The following is a 20,622-nucleotide window of genomic DNA, read 5'->3' on the forward strand; positions in this document are numbered from 1 at the left end:
AACAATAAAGCCGGGATATCCCGGCTTTCTCATTTTTTAGCGCAACTTTTAGCGCAACGACTGCAATCAGCTGGCTTTACGCTCGTGTTCGCGACGGTAGGCCACTAAATCTTCAATCGTGACCACTTCCATATTGTGCTGCTGAGCAAACTCGATGCACTGCGGCGCACGCGCCATAGAGCCGTCGTCGTTGGTCAGTTCACACAGTACGCCCGCCGGTTTGAGGCCAGCCAGCGTGACCAGATCGATGGTTGCTTCAGTATGGCCGCCGCGGGTCAGAACCCCGCCCGGCTGCGCGCGCAGCGGGAAAACGTGTCCAGGGCGGTTCAGGTCGGACGGCTTCGCGCCATCGGCAATTGCCGCGCGCACGGTGGTCACGCGGTCAGCGGCGGAAACGCCGGTGGTCACGCCTTCAGCGGCTTCGATGGTCACGGTAAAACCGGTACCGTAGGCGCTGGTGTTGTTCTCAACCATCATTGGCAGGTCGAGCTGTTTACGGCGATCTTCCGTCAGGCACAGGCAGACAATGCCGCTGCCGTGGCGAATGGTCAGCGCCATCTGCTCAACGGTCATGGTTTCAGCGGCGAAAATCATATCGCCTTCGTTTTCACGGTCTTCATCGTCAAGCACCATCACACCGCGGCCTTCGCGCAGTGCATCCAGAGTACGTTCTACACGTTCAAAAGCGGTACCAAAAGAGGAAAGTAGCGTCTGATTCATGGTAAAAAAAACCTCATTAATTGTATGGTTACCAGAATCAGGGCAGTCTTAGGAGCGCCGGTTTAGCGGCAAAAGTCAACGCAAGCGGGTACAAACCCGGCTGAGCCGTTACTCTCTCCCATCCGGACTCTAACCGTCGGCCCCGGAATTACACCGGATCTGCTGACCTTTCTGCATTCGCAGAAAGCGCTCGCGGGCTTTCAACGCTATGGTTGATTTACCGCCGGTGGGGAATTTCGCCCCGCCCTGAGAATAAGCAAAGCAACTATAACGCTATTGACTATCGTCGGCAATGCATAAGCTTCAAACATTTATGGTTTATAGGCGCCGACGATCGCACTACAATGAGCGGATAACCGACCAGAGCAGGAAACCACCATGATTGACCCGAAAAAAATTGAACAAATCGCCCGTCAGGTTCATGAATCAATGCCGAAGGGGCTCCGCGATCTGGGGGAAGACGTGGAGAAAAAAATCCGTCAGGTGCTCCAGTCGCAGTTAACTCGCCTGGACCTGGTAAGCCGCGAAGAGTTCGACGTGCAGACGCAGGTGCTGTTGCGCACGCGTGAAAAGCTGGCGCTTCTGGAGCAGCGTCTTAACGATCTGGAAAACCGTTCGCCGAGCGCGCCGGACGTCGAAGAGAAGCCGTAAAACAAGCAACGGGCCGTCAGGCCCGTTGTCGTATCTGTACTGCGGTAAGTAGATTAGTGCTCCAGCTCCGCTTCTGGCGTCATGGTTTTATTCGCCTGGCGGCAGTAAATTTCATAGCGTTGACAAAACCATTCGCGATGCGCTTCATCCATATTACCAACAATGGCCTGAAGATCGACGGGCTGACCTTGTGCGTTCATTCTGGCGAAGCTCTGGGCCAGAAAATCAAAATTCTTCATTAAATACATATCGTTTTTCTTCATACGCATACTCCTTCAGCCGTTGGTGTTCTGATTGGTCATATGCTTTTTACTGACTTCAGTATTTATCCTTACCTTAGCTTTTTTTGTACGAAAAATGCGCCTCAAATGGCGATTTGTTGAGCCAAATCATTTATGCCGTCATTAAATAAAAAGAGGCCCGCGATTAGGCGATCGCGGGCCTCTTTTGTCCTGTTTTGCAGCGTTATCGCCGGTTACGCCTCGGTTAGCGCGATAATTCCGGACATACCGCCGCTACGGTGCGAAGAGAAAACATTACTGTTTGTTATCTTTCTGGATCTTCTTGATGATGTTGGTCGTCGAGCAGCCATCTTCAAAGTTGAGCACCAGCACCTCGCCGCCGTTTGCCCAGACTTCTTCGCTACCGGCGATCTGTTCCGGCTTATAGTCGCCGCCTTTCACCAGCAGATCCGGCAGAATTCCGGCAATCAGACGCTGCGGGGTATCCTCTTCAAAAGAGACCACCCAATCGACGGCTTCCAGCGCGCCCAGCACGATCATCCGCTGATCCAGCGGGTTGACCGGGCGAGAGTCGCCTTTCAGACGCCGGGTTGACGCGTCGCTGTTCACCGCAACGATCAGCCGATCGCCCAGCTTGCGCGCGTTAGCCAGGTAGGAAACGTGGCCCGCGTGTAAAATGTCGAACACGCCGTTGGTCATCACCACTTTCTCGCCGCGCTTGCGCGCCGCGGCAACCGCCAGCTTCAGCTCTTCTTCGCTCATCACGCCAAAACCGGTCTCGGAGCGCCCGCGTACCGCGTTCTCCAGTTCGATAGGCGAAACGGTAGAGGTACCGAGTTTGCCCACCACGACGCCCGCCGCCGCGTTGGCAAAGTAGCAGGCCTCTTCCAGAGTGTTGCCGGAGGCCAGCGTCGCCGCCAGCACGCCGATGACAGTGTCGCCCGCGCCGGTAACGTCATAGACTTCCTGGGCCTGCGTGGGCATATGCAGCGGCGGTCGCCCCGGCTGCAGCAGCGTCATCCCCTGCTCGGAACGGGTCACCAGCAGCGCCGAGAGGTCAAAATCGGCGATGATTTTCATCCCGCGCTCAACGATCTCTTCTTCATCCTTACATTTACCCGCGACCGCCTCAAACTCTGAGAGGTTAGGCGTCAGCAGGGTGGCGCCGCGATAGCGTTCAAAATCCGTACCCTTCGGGTCGATAAGCACCGGGACGCCCGCGTCGCGAGCCAGCTTAATCATGGTCTGGACGCTGGTCAGCGCGCCTTTGGCGTAATCAGACAGCACCAGCGCGCCAATGGAGCTCAGCGCCTGCTGAATACGCTCGTGCATCGGCTGCGGATCGACGCCGGAGAAACCCTCTTCAAAATCGAGACGAATCAGCTGCTGGTTGCGCGACAGCACGCGCAGTTTGGTAATCGTCGGATGGGTCGGGACGGACACAAAGTCGCACTTCACGTTGACGTCGGCCAGCGCCTTGCTTAACGCGCGGGCGGCATCGTCAATCCCGGTCAGGCCAACCAGACGAGAGGTCGCGCCGAGCGACGCAATGTTCATCGCCACGTTTGCCGCGCCGCCAGGACGTTCTTCGATATTTTCCACCTTCACCACCGGCACCGGCGCTTCCGGCGAAATACGTCTGGTGGGACCATACCAGTAGCGGTCCAGCATCACATCGCCAACCACCAACACTCCTGCACGTTCAAACTCTGGCAGCGTTACTTTCATTCCTCTCTCCTGCGAGACGCAAACTTTGCGCGCGATAATAGCACACCCGGTTTTTTAGTTAAGCCATCAACCACTTCTGCCAGCTGGCGCTGACCTGTTCACGCTCCTGGCTAAACGCTTCTGGCGCCACGTTCCCCGGCTGCTCCTGCAGCGCCAGGTGATGGAGCGCATCGCGCAGCGTGGTGTAAGCGTGAGTTAACGCCCTCGCCTCTGCTTCGTCCATAATGTCGTTCTGCGCCAGCAGTTCCAGAATACGGACGTTATCGGACCAGCGCGTGAGCTTCGGTTTATCACTGGCATAGCGTAGGACCAGATACTGGGTAATAAATTCAATATCCGTGATACCCCCGGCATCGGCTTTAATATCAAAGCGATCGTGATGCTTATTCCCCAGGTGAGCGCGCATTTTTTCGCGCATTTCCCGCACTTCGGTCTGCAGTTTTTCGCCTTCTCGCGGGGTAGTAAGAATATCCCGACGAATGGCGTCAAAGCGCGCCTGTAGCTCAGGATCGCCATACACTACGCGGGCGCGAACCAGCGCCTGATGCTCCCAGGTCCATGCCTCATTTTGTTGATAATCAGCAAAGGCATCGGCGGTGGTCACCAGCATGCCCGCCGCGCCAGAAGGACGTAAGCGAGCGTCCACTTCGTACAGAATGCCCGACGAGGTGCGAGTGCTGAAAAGATGCATGATGCGCTGCGCCAGCCGCAGATAAAACTGACGACCGTCGATTTCGCGCTCGCCGTCGGTCATCACCTCCATCGGACAATCGTGGAGGAACACCAGATCGAGATCGGAACTGTAGCCCAGCTCCCAGCCCCCCAGCTTACCGTAGCCAACCACCGCAAAACCGCGCCCCTGGCGATCGTGCAGGTGCGTCGGCTGCCCGTAGCGGGCCACCATCTGCAGCCAGGCCTGCTGGACCACCGCGTCAATCATCGCCTCCGCCAGCCAGGTTAAGTGATCGCTCACTTTCATCACCGGCAGGGTTCCGGCGATATCGGCCGCGGCGATATGCAGCAGCTGCGCCTGCTTAAACTGGCGCAGCGCCTCCAGCTGCTGCTCTTCATCATCTTCCGGTACGCGCAGCAGATACTGCCGAAGCTCGTCGCGATAGGCATCGGTGGCCGTCGGTTGATAAAGCGTATTCGGATCCAGCAGCTCGTCCAGCAGCAGCGGATGGCGAGCCAGCTGGCTGGCGACCATCGGCGACGCCGCGCACAGGCTAATCAGGTGCTTTAACGCGCCGGGGAATTCGCTCAGCAGCTCCAGATAGGTTGTGCGGGTGACAATCCCGGTGAGCAGCGGCGTAATGCGCGCCAGCGGCACCGGGGCATCCGCGCGCGAGCAGATTTCGCTGAGCAGATGCGGCATGAGCTGGTCGAGCACCTGACGGCCGCGCGGGCCAATCGTGCGCCGGTCCAGCTCTTTACGAAAATCGGCGATCAGCGCCAGCACGCTGCGGCGATCGCTGTCGGCGAGATGCGCCAGCGCCGGGCTGGTATCATCCTCCTGCAGCGCGTCCTGCCACAGTTCGCGCCAGTACTCTTCAAGCTGTTCATCCGGCGACTGGGTTTCATCGTCGCCGATCAATTCATTAAACACGCGCCGCACGTTGGCCATCTGCTCCGCCAGCCGCGCGCTGAGCGTATCCCAGCCGGCAGCCCCCATCCCCCAGGCCAGCCGGGCGCGATTAAGTTCATCCTGCGGCAGGGTTTGCGTCTGCTCGTCGTTGATGCTTTGCAGCAGGTTTTCCAGGCGACGCAAAAACAGATAGGCTTCGCGCAGCCTCTGCGCATCCCCTTCCGGCAGCAGGTGCAGCTCTTCGATGGCGGCCAGCGTCGGCAGCAAAGCCCGCTGTTGCAGCATCGGTTCGCGTCCGCCGCGAATCAGCTGGAAGACCTGGACGATAAACTCCACTTCGCGGATGCCGCCCGCGCCGAGCTTGATATTGTCCTTCAGTCCCCGACGGCGCACCTCACGGGCGATCATTCCCTTCATGTTACGCAGAGACTGAATCACGCTGAAATCAATATAGCGGCGGAAGACAAACGGCCGCAGCATGGCGCGCAGCTCGCTGGCGTAAACGCCATCGTTATCGCCCATGATTCGCGCTTTCACCATCGCGTAGCGCTCCCAGTCGCGCCCCTGCTCCTGGTAATAATCTTCCAGCGCGGCAAAGCTCAGCACCAGCGGGCCGCTGTCGCCAAACGGGCGCAGGCGCATATCCACGCGGTAGACAAAGCCATCCTGGGTGGGCTGATCCAGCACCTTAATCAGGCGCTGCCCGAGGCGGGTAAAAAACTGGGCGTTGTCCAGCTCGCGACGGCCGCCGCGCGTGGCGCCATGCTCCGGCCAGGCGAAAATCAGATCGATGTCGGAGGAGAAATTCAGCTCGCCGCCGCCGAGCTTGCCCATCCCGAGGATCAGCAGCGGCTGCGGCGTACCTTCAGCATTACACGGAGTGCCCCATTCACGGCAGCAGGCGGCGTATAGCCAGTCGCGCGCGGCGACGATTAAGGTCTCCGCCAGCGCGCTTAGCTGCTGCAGGCTGCTCTCTTCGCTGACCAGCGATAGCGCCTGGGCCCAGGCGATACGCACCATGATCCGACGGCGAAACTGGCGCAGCTCGCGCATCAGCGCGGCTTCATCATTGACCTCGGCCAGGCGAACCTGCAGCCAGTCGGCATAGTGATGCCACTCCTGCGCCTCGGGGGGCGCACTTTCAAGCTCCGCCAGCCACTGCGGCTGCGCGATCAGACTCTGTTCGACGAAATCGCTAAAGGCCATGACCGATTGCGCCCGATCGCTCAACGTCGATACGGGAAAATCCGCTGGTAGCCGGCCTGCGACCGTCTGCCAGTGCTGCTGTAATTGCGAAGAAAGCGGCATCTTAGGGGCTCCCTGGCCTGAAATTATCGTTTTCCACTATGCAGCCAGAACGGCTCCGCGGCCAGCGCCTGGCGACGAAAATATTCGATAACGCTGCTGTCGTTATGCGCAATCGCCCGGCGGGTTTCTTGCCAGTTTTCCAGCCACGGCGCAGCAGCGTCGATATAAGCGCCGGATAGCAGCTGAACGGTGTCAATTTCACGGGTCAGGCGCGGAAGCTGATCGACATAACCGTCAGCGGACGGCTGGCGGAAGGCGTTTTTCAGCTCCGCCGCCGCTCTGGAGAGCTGAATATCCGCGAAGCGTTTAAACGAACCGGCAATTTTCTGCTCTCCGGCTGCGTTCAGGAAGGGACGCCAGCCGCGGTTTATCAGCAGATCGGTCAGCGTCAGCTTGGCTCTGACGGTCGCCACGCTGAAAAGCGCCGCCTGGGCGGTTTCGGCCTCCGCCAGCGCCGCCTCAGCTTCGCTCAGACGCTCACGCAGCAGCGTGGTGGCCTTGCGCGGGACAATACCGCCAAACAGCACCAGCGCGTGCCGCACGCGGGCGATAGCGTGCAAAATCTCCGCTTTCGCTTTTGCATTGCCGCGATTGAGGAGTTCATCATGATACAGCCAGTGCGCCAGCGCGCTTTCCAGCGCCGCTTCCAGACCCTGCTCGACGCTGGCCTTCGGCGCGACGCGAAGGATCGTTAACGCGGTCAGCGGACGTTCTTCATTGCCCTGCGCCAGATGATAACCGCGCGCCGCCTTGCTCAGGCTGCCCTGACGCAGTACGCCGGTATCCAGCAGGCGACGGGCAAGGGTCAGAATGTCCTGGGTAGTACCGGACAGCAGTTCCAGCTCCAGTTCACAAATCGGTTCCTGATGCTCGCCGGCTTTAACTTCGCCGCGGTCAAGCGCGATTTCAATTTCGCTGTCGCCTTCTTTGACCACCCATCTTTCACGCTCAAAATCGGTGCTGAAAAGCGGCTGTACGTTCTGTGCGAGCGCCGCCGGCAGTTCCCCCTGCGGCCAGACCTCAGCCGGCAGTTTCTCCAGCGCCAGCTCCGGGGTGTCCAGAGGAATGTTGTATTCCGGACGCTGATGCAGGCCGCCGACGACGCGCCCGGCAATTTTCAGCGTCATTTCATAGCGCCCCTGGTCGCCGCGAATGCGCAGCCCCATGTCGTGGCGGCGCAGCCAGTTATCCGCCGTTTCATAGTAAATATTCAGCAATTGACCCGCTGGCGTATGCTTTGCCTCCAGCGCGTTGAGGTGCTGACGCAGCGCGTCAACGCCATCCTGAGCGACGATAAACTTTAATTCGATTTCTTGAGCCATGACTGAATTCTTCCGCTTATATGCTGTGCCGGGAAATTGCGGCGAACTAACAACGATATTTCTTGTCAGTAAATAGTATTTTGCGGCGAATCGCCATGCAATGCGCATTTTGCCGGGCCACCTCCTGGATGATTCCGATTGTGGCGGAAAACTTTGCGTCGCTTCGGCGATGCCACTACTATCGTTCAACTTTTTATGACCAAACGATGACCTGATGCCAAAATTACGCCTTATTACATTGACTTTGCTGGCGCTGAGCGCCGCCACGGCGGTTCACGCGGAAGAAAAACGTTACGTTTCAGATGAACTGAATACCTGGGTGCGCAGCGGTCCGGGCGATAACTATCGTCTCGTGGGCACCATCAACGCCGGTGAAGAAGTCGCGGTGCTGCAAACCAACGACAGCACGAACTACGCTCAGGTACGCGACAACAGCGGCCGTACCGCCTGGATCCCCTTGAAAGAGCTGAGCAACGAGCCCAGCCTGCGCACCCGCGTGCCGGATCTGGAAAACCAGGTCAAAACCCTGACCGACAAACTCAACAACATTGACACCACCTGGAATCAGCGCACGGCGGACATGCAGAAGAAAGTCGCCGGTAGCGACGCCGTGATAAACGGTCTGAAAGAAGAGAACCAAAAGCTGAAAAATGAGCTGGTTGTCGCGCAGAAAAAGGTAAACGCCGCAAATCTGCAGCTTGATGACAAACAGCGCACCATTATCATGCAGTGGTTTATGTACGGCGGCGGCGTGCTGGGCGTCGGCCTGATCCTCGGACTGGTGTTGCCGCACCTGGTACCGAGCCGCAAACGCAAAGACCGCTGGATGAACTAATTCGTCTTCTCTGCCAGACTTACGTATCATCGTAAGAAAATAAAGACGGGAGAGTGAGGCGTGAAGGTTTATCTGGTCGGTGGTGCAGTACGAGATGCGTTATTAAGGCTACCGGTTAAAGACAAAGATTGGGTCGTGGTTGGCGCCACGCCTCAGCAACTTCTCGACGCGGGCTACCAGCAGGTAGGCCGTGATTTTCCCGTGTTCCTGCATCCGCAAAGCCGCGAAGAGTATGCGCTGGCGCGCACCGAGCGCAAGTCCGGCTCCGGCTACACCGGCTTTACCTGCTATGCCGCCGCTGACGTCACCCTTGAGCAAGACCTGCTGCGCCGCGATCTGACGATCAACGCGCTGGCCCAGGACGCCGACGGCCAGATTATCGATCCCTACGGCGGCCAGGCTGATTTACGCCAGCGCCTGCTGCGCCACGTCTCGCCCGCCTTTAGCGAGGACCCGCTACGCGTCCTGCGCGTGGCGCGTTTTGCCGCCCGCTACGCGCATCTGGGGTTCCGTATCGCCGATGAAACCATGGCGCTGATGCGGGCGATGGCCGATGCTGGCGAGCTGGCGCACCTCACGCCCGAGCGGGTGTGGAAAGAGACGGAAAGCGCCCTATCTACCCGCAATCCGCAGGTCTTCTTCCAGACATTACGCGACTGCCGCGCGCTCAAGGTGCTGTTCCCGGAAGTCGACGCTCTTTATGGCGTACCGGCTCCGGCTAAATGGCACCCGGAAATCGACACTGGCCTGCACACGTTGATGACCGTCACCATGGCGGCGATGCTCTCGTCCGAAGTGGATGTCCGTTTTGCCACCCTATGCCACGACCTCGGGAAAGGGCTGACGCCGAAAGCGCTCTGGCCACGCCATCATGGTCACGGTCCGGCTGGCGTTAAGCTGGTCGAGCAGCTCTGCGCCCGTTTGCGGGTGCCAAACGAGCTGCGCGACCTGGCAAAACTGGTCGCCGAATTTCACGATCTGATTCATACGCTGCCCATCCTGCAGCCGAAAACGCTGGTCAAGCTGTTCGATAATATCGACGCCTGGCGCAAGCCGCATCGTGTCAGGCAAATCGCGTTAACCAGCGAGGCCGACGTGCGCGGGCGCACCGGCTTTGAAGCCTGCGATTATCCGCAGGGTCGCCTGCTGCTGGAAGCCTGGGACGTTGCCCGGTCGGTTTCAACTAAAGAGGTGGTGGCGGAAGGTTTTCAGGGCGTTGAAATTCGTGAAGAGCTGACGCGTCGGCGGATTCAGGCCGTCGCCCGCTGGAAAGAAAAGCGTTGCCCTCAGCCGCGGGACTGAGGGCGGGCGCTTAGAAGAAGACCACGTAGACCGCTGCCGCAACGATAAAACGGTAGATGGCGAACGGGATAAACGAAATACGTTTAATCAGCTGCAGGAAGGTTTTAATCGCAATCAGCGCGACGATAAACGCCGTGATAAAACCGACGGCAAACATCGGAATATCGCCGGCGTTCAGGAAGCCAATGCTCTTGTACATATCCAGTACGGTTGCGCCCATCATCATCGGCACAGCCAGCAGGAACGAGAACTCAGAGGCAGCATAGCGGCTGACGCCCATCAGCATCCCGCCGGAAATCGTCGCCCCGGAACGCGAGAAGCCCGGCCACAGCGCCAGACACTGGAAGCAGCCGATGACGAACGCCTGACGATAGGTCATATCATCAATGCCCACCGCGCGCGGCTGTTTCGGCTTCAGCACTTCCGCCGCGATCAGCAGCACGCCGCCCACAATCAGCGCATACATCACGTTTATCGGGTTAAACAGCGACTTGATGGTATCGTGGAAAATCAGCCCCAGCACCACCGCCGGGATCATCCCCAAAAGAATATGGATAAGCGACAGGCGACCGCTGCCCTGGCCTTCATGCTCGGGCTTTTTGCCAAAATGAATGCCGATAAGACCAAACAGGCGGCGCCAGAACATCACCACAACGGCCAGAATGGAACCAAGCTGAATGACGACTTCAAACGTATTCGCGGTATCGCCTTCAAAACCCAGTAGATGACCGACAATAATCATATGACCAGTACTGGAGACAGGTAAAAATTCTGTCAAACCCTCAACCACACCCAATATTGCCGCTATCAGCAGCGAGTGTATATCGCTCATCCAATTAAACCCTTTAAAAAGTAAAATGAAAAAAACCAGGAACGAAGAACCGAGCTATCAGGCGTGCTTATTTGGCCACAGACAGCGCGCAGAAAAGTGAGCGTACAGGTTGTACGCAAGGATTTCGAGCGCTGTCACAGGGCAAAACGGCAAAGAAAATAGCCTGATGGCCGGATTCTATGACCGGTATAAACGCAATTTGTTTAACGAGTATGACCTGAAAAGTTTTGTTTCAGATTAAGGCCACGTTCAATAATGACGCCGACGTTAGCCGCCCGGGCTACCGCCCCAGGTTTGCTGACTTTAATACGTACCCATGGAGATTGAAAATTTTCCAGCAGCAGGTCGGCAATTTCTTCCGCCACGCGTTCCACCAGCGCAAAACGCCCGCCTTCGACGTGGCTGATTACCAGCTCGCTGATATCAGCATAGCTGAGACAATCGCTGACATCATCGCTGGCCGCCGCTTTGCGGTTATCCCACGCCATTTCGATATCGAACACCAGCTTCTGTTCGATGGTCTGTTCCCAGTCGTAAACACCAATTGTGGTGATTACCGAAAGTTGCTCTATAAATACAATATCCATCACGACCTGCCTGCTTTTTGGCTAAACCGGATACCACTTCCGGCCAATTATGCGTATTATCCACAGATGCAAAGACATCCCCTAAATAATTTGCGTTGCAGGAAGACAGCGACGCGGCAAGGCTCCAGGAGCATAGCGTCGCTATGGGTCCCGGCGAGCCAATGCGCGGACAACGCGCAGTGCGCAGGGGATAAAACGACACTTTCAAAATGGAACAGCTGATGAGTGCAATCGCGCCTGGACTGGTTATCCTCGCCTACCTCTGCGGCTCAATCTCCAGCGCCATTCTCGTTTGCCGCCTCGCTGGCCTTCCCGACCCTCGCGACAGCGGCTCCGGCAATCCAGGGGCGACGAACGTCCTGCGAATTGGCGGCAAGGGCGCAGCCGTAGCGGTGCTTATTTTTGACGTACTGAAAGGCATGCTGCCGGTCTGGGGCGCGTGGGCATTAGGCCTGACGCCGTTCTGGCTCGGCCTGGTGGCGATCGCCGCCTGCGTGGGCCATATCTGGCCGGTATTTTTTAACTTTCGCGGCGGTAAAGGCGTGGCCACCGCTTTCGGCGCCATTGCTCCTATCGGCTGGGATCTCACCGGCGTGATGGCCGGAACCTGGCTGCTGACGATTCTGCTCAGCGGCTACTCCTCGCTGGGGGCTATCGTGAGCGCGCTGATTGCGCCGTTCTATGTCTGGTGGTTCAAACCGCAGTACACTTTCCCGGTTTCGATGCTGTCATGCCTGATTCTGCTGCGCCATCACGACAACATACAGCGTCTGTGGCGTCGTCAGGAAACCCGCATCTGGACCCGGCTCAAAAAGAAGAAAAAAACGCCGGAGCAGAAATAAACGTTGCTGCGCCGCAACTTCGCGGCAAGTAAGCCCCAGGTGATTAAAGTAAACCAACGCGGCTGCGGCTCGAAGCATGACAATTCTATGCCCTAAATAATTCGAGTTGCGGCAAGGCGGCAAGTGAGTGAGTCCCGATGAGCTTACTCCAGTAAGTGATTCGGGCGAACGACAAATCTGCCGGGAGCAGATTTGAACGTCGCTTGCGACGGTCCGCCAGGGCGAGGCCCATGGATGGGCCGAGTAGCCCGTAGCCAACGCGGCTGCGGCTCGAAGTATGATGGGCATAAGCTTTTCATATGACCGGGATGATTGGCCCCCGATCAATACTCTTCGCTGCTGTTTTATCTTGATTTTGCAGGGGCGCGACATTGCACGGCACCGTGTTACCACAGAATAAAAAAGGCTGGCAGGCCTCGCTGGACCTCCAGTTTCAATTTCTCGGCGGGAAAACCACGCTCGCCTCCCGTCGTCATGTCGGTCCCCTCACCGTTCAGCGCCCGTTTTATCCCGAAGAAGAGACCTGCCACCTCTATCTGCTTCATCCGCCCGGCGGTATCGTCGGCGGCGATGAGCTCACCATTAGCGCGACGATGGATCCCGGGTGCCACACGCTGATCACCATGCCCGGCGCCAGCAAGTTCTATCGCAGCAGCGGCGCGCAGGCGCATCTTCAGCAAACCCTGACGCTGGCCGAAAACTCAACGCTCGAGTGGCTGCCGCAGGACGCGATCTTCTTTCCCGGCGCCAACGCCGCTTTGTCTACCGCCTTTCATCTCGCCGCCTCCAGCACGCTGCTGGCGTGGGACCTGCTGTGCCTTGGCCGGCCGGTCATCGGCGAAGCCTTTAGCCACGGCGCGCTCACCAATCGCCTGGAGGTGTGGGTCGGCGGCTCTCCGCTGCTGATTGAGCGCCTGAGCCTGGCCGATGGACAGCTGGCCTGCGTCGCGCAGCAGCCGTGGGTGGGAACGATGCTGTTCTACCCGGCGAACGAAACGCTGCTCGAAGGCGTACGCGAAAAACTTACGCCGCTGGCAAACTACGCCGGCGCGACGCTCACCGACGGCCTGCTGACGGTACGCTTTCTAAGTGACGATAATCTGCTTTGCCAGCGGGCGATGCGCGATATCTGGCAATTTATGCGCCCGCACCTGACCGGCAAATCTCCGGTACTCCCCCGAATCTGGCTGACTTAAGAGAACGCTATGGAACTGACACCCAGAGAAAAAGACAAGCTGTTGCTGTTTACCGCCGCGCTGGTGGCGGAGCGTCGCCTGGCCCGCGGTCTGAAGCTCAATTATCCCGAATCCGTGGCCCTGATTAGCGCCTTTATTATGGAGGGCGCGCGCGATGGCAGAAGCGTCGCGGCGCTGATGGAAGAAGGACGCCACGTCCTGAGCCGCGACCAGGTCATGGAAGGCGTGCCGGAAATGATCCCCGATATCCAGGTCGAAGCCACCTTCCCGGACGGCTCGAAGCTGGTTACCGTCCATAACCCGATAATCTGAGGTAGCGCGATGATCCCAGGAGAATATCAGGTAAAACCCGGCCAGATAGCGATTAACGTCGGCCGCGCCACCTGCTGCATTATCGTTGAAAATCACGGCGACCGGCCGATTCAGGTCGGCTCGCATTACCACTTCGCCGAGGTCAACCCGGCGCTGAAGTTCGATCGCCAGCAGGCGACCGGCTATCGCCTGAATATCGCCGCCGGCACCGCAGTGCGCTTCGAACCTGGCCAAAAGCGCGAGGTGGAGCTGGTGGCGCTGGCCGGAACCCGCGCGGTGTACGGTTTCCGCGGAGACGTTATGGGCGCGCTGGAGGCAAACGATGAGTGACATTTCACGTCAGGCCTATGCCGACATGTTCGGCCCCACCACCGGCGATAAAGTTCGCCTGGCGGACACCGAGCTGTGGATCGAGGTCGAAGATGATTTGACCACCTACGGCGAAGAGGTCAAATTCGGCGGTGGCAAAGTGATCCGCGACGGTATGGGCCAGGGACAGATGCTTTCCGCCGGGTGCGTGGATCTGGTGCTGACCAATGCCCTGATCGTCGATTACTGGGGGATCGTCAAAGCCGATATCGGCGTCAAAGACGGGCGGATCTTCGCGATCGGCAAAGCCGGCAACCCGGATATTCAGCCCAACGTCACGATCCCGATCGGCGCGGCCACGGAAATTATTGCGGCGGAAGGCAAGATCGTCACCGCCGGCGGCGTCGATACGCATATTCACTGGATCTGTCCGCAGCAGGCGGAAGAGGCGCTGGTCTCCGGCGTCACCACCATGATCGGCGGCGGGACCGGCCCGGCGGCGGGCACCAACGCCACGACCTGCACGCCCGGGCCGTGGTACATCTCGCGGATGCTGCAGGCCGCGGACAGCCTGCCGGTCAATATTGGCCTGCTGGGTAAAGGCAATGGTTCGAATCCGGATGCGCTGCGTGAGCAGGTCGCGGCCGGGGTTATCGGCCTGAAGATTCACGAAGACTGGGGCGCGACCCCGGCGGCAATCGACTGCGCGCTGACGGTGGCCGACGAAATGGACGTGCAGGTCGCGCTGCACAGCGACACCCTCAATGAGTCCGGATTCGTTGAGGATACCCTGGCGGCCATCGGCGGGCGCACTATCCATACTTTCCATACCGAAGGGGCGGGCGGCGGCCATGCGCCGGATATTATTACCGCCTGCGCGCACCCCAATATTCTGCCCTCGTCAACCAACCCGACGCTGCCCTATACCGTCAACACCATTGACGAACATCTGGATATGCTGATGGTTTGCCATCATCTCGACCCGGATATCGCCGAGGACGTGGCGTTTGCCGAATCGCGCATTCGGCGGGAAACCATTGCCGCGGAAGACGTCCTGCACGATCTGGGCGCCTTCTCCCTTACCTCGTCTGATTCACAGGCGATGGGCCGCGTCGGCGAAGTGGTGTTGCGCACCTGGCAGGTAGCGCACCGGATGAAGGTCCAGCGCGGCCCGCTGGCGGAAGAGAGCGGCGATAACGACAACTTCCGCGTGAAGCGCTATATCGCCAAGTACACCATTAATCCGGCGTTAACCCACGGTATCGCCCATGAAGTCGGTTCGATTGAAGTGGGTAAACTGGCGGATCTGGTGCTGTGGTCCCCGGCGTTCTTCGGCGTGAAGCCGGCGACGATCGTCAAAGGCGGCATGATCGCGATGGCGCCGATGGGCGACATCAACGCCTCTATCCCGACGCCGCAGCCGGTGCACTATCGCCCGATGTTCGGCGCGCTGGGCAGCGCTCGCCACCGCTGCCGTTTGACCTTTCTGTCGCAGGCGGCGGCGGAAAACGGCGTCGCTGAACGGCTGAACCTGCACAGCGCGACGGCGGTGGTTAAAGGCTGCCGCACGGTACAAAAAGGCGATATGCACCACAACGGCCTGCTGCCCACTATTACCGTGGATTCGCAAACCTACGAGGTGCGCATCGACGGCGAACTGATAACCAGCGAACCGGCGGATGTGTTACCGATGGCGCAACGTTATTTCCTGTTTTAAGGAGCGCAAATGCTTTATTTGACCCAACGGGTGGAGACCCCGGCGCAGGCCACGGCCAGCGTTACCCTACCGATTGACGTGCGGGTAAAAAGCCGCATTAAAGTCACGCTTAACGATGGCCGTCAGGCGGGCCTGCTGCTGCCGCGCGGTCTGCTGCTGCGCGGCGGCGACATTCTCAGTAACGAAAACGGTAGCGAATTCATTGAAGTGATCGCCGCTGATGAAGCCGTTTCGGTCGTACGCTGCGCCGATCCTTTTATGCTGGCGAAGGCCTGCTATCACCTTGGCAATCGCCACGTGCCGCTACAGATTATGCCCGGCGAGCTGCGCTATCATCACGATCACGTCCTGGACGATATGCTGCGCCAGTTTGGCCTGGCCGTGGATTTCGCGCATCTGCCGTTTGAACCTGAAGCCGGCGCCTACGCCAGCGAATCGCACGGCCATCACCACCACCATCACGATCGTGAGCACAGCCACTAAATGCCGACGCCGGAAAAACGTCTGCGCTTGATGCAGCTTGCCAGCAGCAGCCTCCCGGTTGGCGGCTACAGCTGGTCCCAGGGGCTGGAGTGGGCGGTGGAAGCAGGCTGGGTAGCGGATACCGCCGCCTTTGAGCGCTGGCAGCTGCGCCAAATGGAGCAGAGCTTTTTTACCGTCGACCTGCCGCTGTTTGCCCGCCTCTACCGGGCCTGCGAAGCGGGCGATCTGGCCTGCGCCCGGCGCTGGACCGCTTATCTGCTCGCCTGCCGGGAAACCCGCGAGCTGCGCGATGAAGAGCGCAACCGCGGCGCGGCCTTCACCCGGCTGCTGGCCGACTGGCAGCCGGACTGCCCGCCCGAGTGGCGCAAGCTGTGCCAGCAAAGTCAGCTAACCGGCATGGCGTGGCTCGGCGTACGCTGGCAAATCGCCATTCCTGACCTGGCCCTGAGCCTTGGCTATAGCTGGATTGAAAGCGCGGTGATGGCGGGCGTCAAGCTGGTGCCCTTTGGCCAGCAGGCGGCCCAGCAGTTGATTCTTCGCCTGTGCGACCGCTACGCGGCGGACATGGACAGCGCCCTGGCGACCCCGGACGACGCCATCGGTTCGGCGACGCCGCTTGCGGCTATCGCTTCCGCCCGGCACGAAACCCAGTATTCCCGATTATTCCGTTCTTAGGAGAAGGTATGAACATGATTAAGCAACCGCTGCGCGTCGGCGTCGGCGGCCCGGTCGGCTCCGGAAAAACCGCGCTGCTGGAAGCCCTCTGCAAAGCCATGCGCGACACCTGGCAGCTGGCGGTGGTGACCAACGATATCTACACCAAAGAAGATCAGCGCATTCTCACCGAGGCTGGCGCCCTGGAGCCTGAACGAATTGTCGGCGTCGAAACCGGCGGCTGCCCGCATACCGCTATTCGGGAAGATGCGTCGATGAACCTTGCCGCGGTGGAAGCGCTGAGCGAGAAATTCGGCAATCTCGATCTCATCTTTGTAGAAAGCGGCGGCGATAACCTGAGCGCCACCTTCAGCCCGGAGCTGGCGGATCTCACCATCTACGTCATCGACGTGGCGGAAGGGGAAAAAATCCCGCGCAAAGGCGGACCGGGGATCACCAAATCCGACTTCCTGGTGATCAACAAAACCGATCTTGCACCGTACGTGGGCGCGTCTCTGGAAGTGATGGAGCGCGATACCCTGCGCATGCGCGGCGAACGCCCGTGGAGCTTCACCAACCTGAAAAGCGGCGACGGCCTGCAAAATATCATCGCCTTTATCGAAGACAAAGGCATGCTCGGCAAGTAACCCCTGCACCATCCCGGCGCAGAGGTGTCGGGATGGTGCATACCCTGCCCTCTCTTTAGCCATCCCCTTCATGAAGCCCTGATAGCGCCTGCCCTGCGATGTGGCATAAGGTTTGCTAATTCCAGTCATGCCTAACCATTAAGGAATGACTATGTCATCACTGGATATAAAAACTGATTTACCTGCGCAAACCAGTGCCTCCGGCTCCAAAGAAACGCTGGAAGATTATACCCTTCGCTATGCTCCGCTGAGCTTTCGCCGCTGGGGACCGGGGGTTGTCGCGGTGACCGCATTGGGCGGCATCGCCTATCTGGCTGACTTTTCTATCGGCGCCAGCATCGGCATGGCCTGGGGCACCACCAATGCGATTTACGCGATCCTGCTGGCGGCGCTGGTTATTTTTCTTACCGGTATTCCGCTGGCGATTACCGCCGCGCGCTATAACATCGACCTCGACCTGATCACCCGCAGCGCCGGTTTCGGCTACTTTGGTTCGGTGATCACCAGCATTATCTTCGCCGGATTTACCTTTATCTTCTTCGCGCTTGAAGGCTCGATCATGGCGCAGGGGCTGCTGGTGGGCCTGGGGATCCCGCTGTGGATGGGCTACCTCATCGCCACGCTGATGGTCTTGCCGCTGGTGGTCTACGGCATGAAGGCGCTGACTCGCCTTCAGGTCTGGACGACGCCGCTGTGGCTGGTCCTGATGGTGGTTCCGGTGGCGTGGCTTATCGCCAAAGACCCGGATCTGGTGGACGGCTTTATGAACTTCGCCGGTAAAAACAACGCCTCAACGGTAGATTTAACCGCCATTATGCTCGGCGCGGGGGTCTGCCTGTCGCTGATCATGCAGATTGGCGAGCAGATCGACTATCTGCGCTTTATGCCGCCGAAGACCGCGGAAAACAGCAAAAGCTGGTGGCTGGCGGTGTTCTCCGCCGGCCCGGGCTGGGTCGTATTAGGCGCGATTAAACAGATTATCGGCGCTTTCCTCGGCTTCTATCTGCTGACCCGCTTCCCGGCGGTGCACAACACCGAACCGGTGCAACAGTTCGTCAGCGTCTTCGATAACCTGGTCCCCGGCTGGCTGGCGCTCACCCTCGCGGTGGTGCTGGTGGTTATCTCACAGATTAAAATTAACGTCACCAACGCCTATTCCGGCTCGCTGGCGTGGACCAGCGCCTGGACGCGTACCACCAAACGTTATCCGGGGCGGATTATTTTCGTCATCGTCAACCTGACGATTGCCCTTGCCCTGATGGAAGGCGACATGTTTAGCGCTCTGGCGTGGATCCTCGGCTTCTATTCTAACTTTGCCATCGCCTGGGTGGTGGTGGTCGCCACCGACATCACCGTCAACAAAGGGGTGCTGAAGCTGGCGCCGGCGCAGCCGGAGTATCGCCGCGGGATGATCTACAACGTCAACCCGGTAGGCGTGGTCTCTTTTGCCCTCGCGGCAGGCCTTTCGATTAGCGCCTTCTTCGGCCTGCTGGGCGAAACGCTGGCGCCGTTCTCGCCGCTGATTGCGCTGGCGGTGGCTTTCGTGATGACGCCGGTCATGGGGATCGCCACCCGCGGGCGCTATTACATTAAACAGCACGATGATGGTATCGCCGAGCCGCGCTACGATGCGCAGGGTAACGCGTCGATCACCGTTTACCGCTGCCTGAGCTGCCGGGAAGAGTACGAACGTCCTGACGTGATGCATTCGCACAAGCACCAGGGGGCGATTTGCTCGCTGTGTAAGAGTATGGAATAAGTCGCGAAGGCAGGCCGACAGGACGTCGGCCTGTGAAATATCAGACGTTATGCCGCCGGAAGCTCAGCCAGCGGCCAGCGCGGACGAACGGTGACGCCGAGCTCCGCTTTAGCGCCGGAGCGCAGACGGACCATCCCCGCATAGGCAATCATCGCGCCGTTATCGGTACAGAATTCAGGACGAGCGTAGAAGACTTCACCACCGCGCTTTTTCATCATTTCCGCCAGCTTTGCGCGCAGCGTACGGTTCGCGCTGACGCCCCCCGCCATCACCAGCCGTTTAAAGCCGGTTTGATCCAGCGCGCGGCGGCACTTAATCATCAGCGTATCCACGACCGCATCTTCGAAAGCGCGGGCGATATCGGCGCGGGTTTGATCGTCATCGCCGTTGCTGCGAATGGTGTTCGCGGCAAAGGTCTTGAGGCCAGAAAAGCTGAAATCCAGCCCGGGGCGGTCGGTCATCGGGCGCGGGAAGACAAAGCGCCCTTCGGTGCCCTGGGAGGCCATCTTCGACAGCATCGGGCCGCCGGGATAATCCAGCCCCAGCAGTTTCGCTGTCTTATCGAAGGCTTCGCCCGCCGCGTCGTCAATCGATTCGCCCAGCAGTTCATACTGGCCAATGCCGGTGACGCTGATCAGCTGGGTATGGCCGCCGGAAACCAGCAGGGCGACAAAAGGATACTGCGGCGGATTATCTTCCAGCATCGGCGCCAGCAGATGCCCTTCCATATGGTGTACCGGGATCGCCGGCACGTTCCAGGCGAACGCCAGCGAACGGCCAACCGTTGCGCCGACCAGCAGCGCGCCCACCAGGCCGGGGCCCGCCGTATACGCAACGGCATCGATATCCTTTGCCGTCAGCCCGGCTTCCTTGAGCGCCGCCTGAATCAGGGGGACGGTTTTACGTACGTGGTCGCGCGAGGCCAGTTCGGGCACCACGCCGCCGTAGTCAGCGTGCAATTTCACCTGACTATACAGCTGGTTGGCTAACAGACCTTTTTCGTCGTCATAAATGGCGATGCCGGTTTCATCGCAGGATGTTTCAATTCCCAGTACACGCATGGCTAGTTTTACCTCGTTTCAATACCGCGCAGTGTAGGACCAATGCGGGTTGATGTAAAACTTTCCTCACCCCTGGCGTTCACTTCGTGTATACTCCCTGTCCTTATAAAAGTCCCTTTCAAAAATCGCGTCGGTGCTTTACAAAGCAGCAGCAATTGCAGTAAAATTCCGCACCATTTTGAAATAAGCTGGCGCTGATGCCAGCGGCAAACCGAATTTATCAAAGGTGAGAGTTACATGCCGGTAATTAAAGTACGTGAAAACGAGCCGTTCGACGTAGCGCTGCGTCGCTTCAAACGTTCATGCGAAAAAGCAGGTGTTCTGGCGGAAGTTCGTCGTCGTGAGTTCTATGAAAAACCGACTACCGAACGTAAACGCGCTAAAGCTTCCGCAGTGAAACGTCACGCGAAGAAACTGGCTCGCGAAAACGCACGCCGCACTCGTCTGTACTAATCTGTTGGGAGCCAGGCTCTCAATTCAGACCGAGTTGTAGTTGTAAGGCCGTGCTTCCGAAAGGAATGCGCGGCTTA

21 protein-coding genes, 1 pseudogene and 1 riboswitch are annotated in these 20,622 nt (G+C 58.9%); of the genes and pseudogenes, 13 read left to right on the forward strand and 9 right to left on the reverse strand.

What is annotated here, in order from left to right:
- Window positions 1-66 precede the first annotated feature (66 nt).
- Window positions 67-720, reverse strand: coding sequence for a 3,4-dihydroxy-2-butanone-4-phosphate synthase (ribB, locus tag MKleb_RS23970; protein WP_217076298.1), 654 nt, complete (start codon window positions 718-720; stop codon window positions 67-69).
- 106 nt (window positions 721-826) lie between these two features.
- Window positions 827-978: riboswitch (FMN riboswitch) on the reverse strand.
- A 120-nt stretch (window positions 979-1,098) separates the two neighbouring features.
- Here ribB and ubiK point away from each other — a divergent pair.
- Window positions 1,099-1,371, forward strand: a complete 273-nt coding sequence (gene ubiK / locus MKleb_RS23975; RefSeq protein WP_025105914.1) for a ubiquinone biosynthesis accessory factor UbiK — start codon at window positions 1,099-1,101, stop codon at window positions 1,369-1,371.
- Window positions 1,372-1,424: 53 nt separating this feature from the next.
- Here the strand turns inward: ubiK and glgS are convergent, their stop codons facing one another.
- From glgS to MKleb_RS23995, 4 genes are all read right to left on the reverse strand, one after another.
- A complete protein-coding gene (gene glgS / locus MKleb_RS23980; RefSeq protein WP_033836441.1) occupies window positions 1,425-1,634 on the reverse strand; it encodes a cell surface composition regulator GlgS in 210 nt (69 codons plus the stop codon).
- A gap of 273 nt (window positions 1,635-1,907) precedes the next feature.
- Complete coding sequence (gene hldE / locus MKleb_RS23985) at window positions 1,908-3,341, reverse strand: bifunctional D-glycero-beta-D-manno-heptose-7-phosphate kinase/D-glycero-beta-D-manno-heptose 1-phosphate adenylyltransferase HldE (RefSeq protein WP_217076300.1); 1,434 nt, start codon at window positions 3,339-3,341, stop codon at window positions 1,908-1,910.
- A gap of 58 nt (window positions 3,342-3,399) precedes the next feature.
- On the reverse strand, window positions 3,400-6,234 hold the full coding sequence (glnE, locus tag MKleb_RS23990; RefSeq protein ID WP_217076301.1) for a bifunctional [glutamate--ammonia ligase]-adenylyl-L-tyrosine phosphorylase/[glutamate--ammonia-ligase] adenylyltransferase: 2,835 nt from the start codon (window positions 6,232-6,234) through the stop codon (window positions 3,400-3,402).
- Between the two features lie 23 nt (window positions 6,235-6,257).
- Window positions 6,258-7,556, reverse strand: a complete 1,299-nt coding sequence (locus tag MKleb_RS23995; protein ID WP_014226885.1) for a CYTH domain-containing protein — start codon at window positions 7,554-7,556, stop codon at window positions 6,258-6,260.
- 214 nt (window positions 7,557-7,770) lie between these two features.
- Here MKleb_RS23995 and MKleb_RS24000 point away from each other — a divergent pair, with 214 nt between their 5' ends.
- Together MKleb_RS24000 and MKleb_RS24005 are read left to right on the forward strand one after the other, a co-directional pair.
- The gene (locus tag MKleb_RS24000) at window positions 7,771-8,391 is read left to right on the forward strand and encodes a TIGR04211 family SH3 domain-containing protein (RefSeq protein WP_014226886.1); all 621 of its coding nucleotides are present in this window, start codon (window positions 7,771-7,773) and stop codon (window positions 8,389-8,391) included.
- 60 nt (window positions 8,392-8,451) lie between these two features.
- The gene (locus MKleb_RS24005) at window positions 8,452-9,693 is read left to right on the forward strand and encodes a multifunctional CCA addition/repair protein (protein WP_025105912.1); all 1,242 of its coding nucleotides are present in this window, start codon (window positions 8,452-8,454) and stop codon (window positions 9,691-9,693) included.
- Window positions 9,694-9,703: 10 nt separating this feature from the next.
- Here MKleb_RS24005 and bacA read toward each other — a convergent pair whose 3' ends face one another.
- Complete coding sequence (gene bacA, locus MKleb_RS24010; protein WP_004854277.1) at window positions 9,704-10,525, reverse strand: undecaprenyl-diphosphate phosphatase; 822 nt, start codon at window positions 10,523-10,525, stop codon at window positions 9,704-9,706.
- 203 nt (window positions 10,526-10,728) lie between these two features.
- A complete protein-coding gene (gene folB / locus MKleb_RS24015; protein ID WP_025105911.1) occupies window positions 10,729-11,112 on the reverse strand; it encodes a bifunctional dihydroneopterin aldolase/7,8-dihydroneopterin epimerase in 384 nt (127 codons plus the stop codon).
- A 221-nt stretch (window positions 11,113-11,333) separates the two neighbouring features.
- Here folB and plsY point away from each other — a divergent pair, with 221 nt between their 5' ends.
- Window positions 11,334-11,954 (forward strand): glycerol-3-phosphate 1-O-acyltransferase PlsY, encoded by a 621-nt coding sequence (gene plsY, locus MKleb_RS24020; RefSeq protein ID WP_004854283.1) that lies wholly within the window; start codon window positions 11,334-11,336, stop codon window positions 11,952-11,954.
- A gap of 298 nt (window positions 11,955-12,252) precedes the next feature.
- Here plsY and MKleb_RS30010 read toward each other — a convergent pair.
- Window positions 12,253-12,336: pseudogene (locus MKleb_RS30010) on the reverse strand (short-chain dehydrogenase); the annotation flags it as partial.
- Between MKleb_RS30010 and MKleb_RS24025 the strand changes: the two are divergent.
- From MKleb_RS24025 to MKleb_RS24060, 8 genes are all read left to right on the forward strand, one after another.
- Window positions 12,326-13,150 (forward strand): urease accessory protein UreD, encoded by an 825-nt coding sequence (locus MKleb_RS24025; RefSeq protein WP_025105910.1) that lies wholly within the window; start codon window positions 12,326-12,328, stop codon window positions 13,148-13,150. The pseudogene MKleb_RS30010 and the gene MKleb_RS24025 overlap by 11 nt on opposite strands.
- A 9-nt stretch (window positions 13,151-13,159) precedes the next feature.
- Entirely contained in the window at window positions 13,160-13,462 is a 303-nt protein-coding gene (locus MKleb_RS24030) for an urease subunit gamma (protein WP_025105909.1), read from the forward strand.
- Window positions 13,463-13,471: 9 nt separating this feature from the next.
- On the forward strand, window positions 13,472-13,792 hold the full coding sequence (locus MKleb_RS24035) for an urease subunit beta (RefSeq protein WP_014226892.1): 321 nt from the start codon (window positions 13,472-13,474) through the stop codon (window positions 13,790-13,792).
- Window positions 13,785-15,488, forward strand: a complete 1,704-nt coding sequence (gene ureC / locus MKleb_RS24040) for an urease subunit alpha (RefSeq protein WP_014839580.1) — start codon at window positions 13,785-13,787, stop codon at window positions 15,486-15,488. Before MKleb_RS24035 ends, ureC begins: the two co-directional genes overlap by 8 nt.
- A gap of 9 nt (window positions 15,489-15,497) precedes the next feature.
- On the forward strand, window positions 15,498-15,971 hold the full coding sequence (gene ureE, locus MKleb_RS24045) for an urease accessory protein UreE (RefSeq protein ID WP_014226894.1): 474 nt from the start codon (window positions 15,498-15,500) through the stop codon (window positions 15,969-15,971).
- Window positions 15,972-16,646 (forward strand): urease accessory protein UreF, encoded by a 675-nt coding sequence (locus tag MKleb_RS24050; RefSeq protein WP_014226895.1) that lies wholly within the window; start codon window positions 15,972-15,974, stop codon window positions 16,644-16,646.
- Between the two features lie 8 nt (window positions 16,647-16,654).
- Window positions 16,655-17,272 (forward strand): urease accessory protein UreG, encoded by a 618-nt coding sequence (ureG, locus tag MKleb_RS24055; protein ID WP_004105899.1) that lies wholly within the window; start codon window positions 16,655-16,657, stop codon window positions 17,270-17,272.
- Between the two features lie 151 nt (window positions 17,273-17,423).
- Window positions 17,424-19,031 carry a purine-cytosine permease family protein gene (locus tag MKleb_RS24060; protein ID WP_025105908.1) on the forward strand — a complete coding sequence of 536 codons (1,608 nt, stop codon included), beginning with the start codon at window positions 17,424-17,426 and terminating at the stop codon, window positions 19,029-19,031.
- Window positions 19,032-19,078: 47 nt separating this feature from the next.
- Here MKleb_RS24060 and tsaD read toward each other — a convergent pair whose 3' ends face one another.
- Window positions 19,079-20,092, reverse strand: a complete 1,014-nt coding sequence (tsaD, locus tag MKleb_RS24065; RefSeq protein ID WP_025105907.1) for a tRNA (adenosine(37)-N6)-threonylcarbamoyltransferase complex transferase subunit TsaD — start codon at window positions 20,090-20,092, stop codon at window positions 19,079-19,081.
- Between the two features lie 237 nt (window positions 20,093-20,329).
- On the opposite strand from tsaD, the gene rpsU reads away from it, so the two are divergent.
- Window positions 20,330-20,545: a 30S ribosomal protein S21 gene (rpsU, locus tag MKleb_RS24070; RefSeq protein WP_001144069.1), complete on the forward strand. Its 216-nt coding sequence runs from the start codon at window positions 20,330-20,332 to the stop codon at window positions 20,543-20,545.
- Window positions 20,546-20,622: the final 77 nt, after the last annotated feature.

Source organism: Klebsiella sp. PL-2018, assembly GCF_019048985.1.
Classification (GTDB): Bacteria; Pseudomonadota; Gammaproteobacteria; order Enterobacterales; family Enterobacteriaceae; genus Klebsiella; species Klebsiella michiganensis.

What these genes read in the sequence shown, in the direction of transcription:
- ribB (WP_217076298.1), bottom strand. Translation starts at nt 720, where the DNA reads ATGAATCAGACGCTACTTTCCTCTTTTGGTACCGCTTTTGAACGTGTA.
- ubiK (WP_025105914.1), top strand. Translation starts at nt 1,099, where the DNA reads ATGATTGACCCGAAAAAAATTGAACAAATCGCCCGTCAGGTTCATGAA.
- glgS (WP_033836441.1), bottom strand. Translation starts at nt 1,634, where the DNA reads ATGAAGAAAAACGATATGTATTTAATGAAGAATTTTGATTTTCTGGCC.
- hldE (WP_217076300.1), bottom strand. Translation starts at nt 3,341, where the DNA reads ATGAAAGTAACGCTGCCAGAGTTTGAACGTGCAGGAGTGTTGGTGGTT.
- glnE (WP_217076301.1), bottom strand. Translation starts at nt 6,234, where the DNA reads ATGCCGCTTTCTTCGCAATTACAGCAGCACTGGCAGACGGTCGCAGGC.
- MKleb_RS23995 (WP_014226885.1), bottom strand. Translation starts at nt 7,556, where the DNA reads ATGGCTCAAGAAATCGAATTAAAGTTTATCGTCGCTCAGGATGGCGTT.
- MKleb_RS24000 (WP_014226886.1), top strand. Translation starts at nt 7,771, where the DNA reads ATGCCAAAATTACGCCTTATTACATTGACTTTGCTGGCGCTGAGCGCC.
- bacA (WP_004854277.1), bottom strand. Translation starts at nt 10,525, where the DNA reads ATGAGCGATATACACTCGCTGCTGATAGCGGCAATATTGGGTGTGGTT.
- folB (WP_025105911.1), bottom strand. Translation starts at nt 11,112, where the DNA reads ATGGATATTGTATTTATAGAGCAACTTTCGGTAATCACCACAATTGGT.
- plsY (WP_004854283.1), top strand. Translation starts at nt 11,334, where the DNA reads ATGAGTGCAATCGCGCCTGGACTGGTTATCCTCGCCTACCTCTGCGGC.
- MKleb_RS24030 (WP_025105909.1), top strand. Translation starts at nt 13,160, where the DNA reads ATGGAACTGACACCCAGAGAAAAAGACAAGCTGTTGCTGTTTACCGCC.
- MKleb_RS24035 (WP_014226892.1), top strand. Translation starts at nt 13,472, where the DNA reads ATGATCCCAGGAGAATATCAGGTAAAACCCGGCCAGATAGCGATTAAC.
- ureC (WP_014839580.1), top strand. Translation starts at nt 13,785, where the DNA reads ATGAGTGACATTTCACGTCAGGCCTATGCCGACATGTTCGGCCCCACC.
- ureE (WP_014226894.1), top strand. Translation starts at nt 15,498, where the DNA reads ATGCTTTATTTGACCCAACGGGTGGAGACCCCGGCGCAGGCCACGGCC.
- MKleb_RS24050 (WP_014226895.1), top strand. Translation starts at nt 15,972, where the DNA reads ATGCCGACGCCGGAAAAACGTCTGCGCTTGATGCAGCTTGCCAGCAGC.
- ureG (WP_004105899.1), top strand. Translation starts at nt 16,655, where the DNA reads ATGAACATGATTAAGCAACCGCTGCGCGTCGGCGTCGGCGGCCCGGTC.
- MKleb_RS24060 (WP_025105908.1), top strand. Translation starts at nt 17,424, where the DNA reads ATGTCATCACTGGATATAAAAACTGATTTACCTGCGCAAACCAGTGCC.
- tsaD (WP_025105907.1), bottom strand. Translation starts at nt 20,092, where the DNA reads ATGCGTGTACTGGGAATTGAAACATCCTGCGATGAAACCGGCATCGCC.
- rpsU (WP_001144069.1), top strand. Translation starts at nt 20,330, where the DNA reads ATGCCGGTAATTAAAGTACGTGAAAACGAGCCGTTCGACGTAGCGCTG.